The organism is Rickettsia endosymbiont of Culicoides newsteadi (genome assembly GCF_002259525.1).
In the GTDB taxonomy this organism is placed as follows: domain Bacteria; phylum Pseudomonadota; class Alphaproteobacteria; order Rickettsiales; family Rickettsiaceae; genus Tisiphia.
Genome location: NZ_MWZE01000184.1, coordinates 1 through 635 on the forward strand (window position 1 = coordinate 1; position 635 = coordinate 635).

Sequence of the window (635 nt, forward strand, 5' to 3'; positions counted from 1 at the left end):
TCTTCTGAGGATTTAGCGATTTTATACTCGATAATCATCGCTTTATCACCTTTGCCAATTTTTGGAATCATCACAACGTCAGCTCTGCCATCCCCTGATTCTTGTTCACTTGATATTATATAATTAGGAGCTAACATATTAACAAAGCCGAGCATAAAGCCGCTATAAAACAGTTCTGCTTTCTTTGCTCCTGTTTGATGAAAACTAGTAGAATTAAGTAACAATTCCTGCAAACGCTCTTTAAACTCCTCTATTCTACCATCTGGTAATAAAGTAACGAAAGAATAATAGCCAGAATTATCAATATCTAATTGTTTACTAACCCATTGCACCATTCTTTTTTGGTAGATATATTTTACCTCATAATTAGGGATAGATAGTTCGTAAATATCTTGTTCTGACATCTTGGCTGCAGGATTTAGATAACCACTAAATAATAATAAGCTAAATAACCCTTCTGGTTTGTTAATATCAGCAAAATTTATATGTTTAGTAATAGAAGAAGTAATCGTTTTACCTGCAACTAAAGCCTGGATATTTTGTTGCATCTCATCTGAAAGCAATACATGATCAATCCAATCAGTCCCACCACTATCAATCCAATAATGATCAAGCTTGCCTTTACTTGCCAAACA

General features: G+C 33.7%; 1 protein-coding gene. It reads right to left on the reverse strand.

Going from position 1 to position 635, the window contains the following annotated elements; genetic code table 11:
* A partial coding sequence (locus tag RiCNE_RS07180) for a PD-(D/E)XK nuclease domain-containing protein (protein ID WP_192866957.1) occupies nt 1-635 on the reverse strand: 635 nt, incomplete at both ends.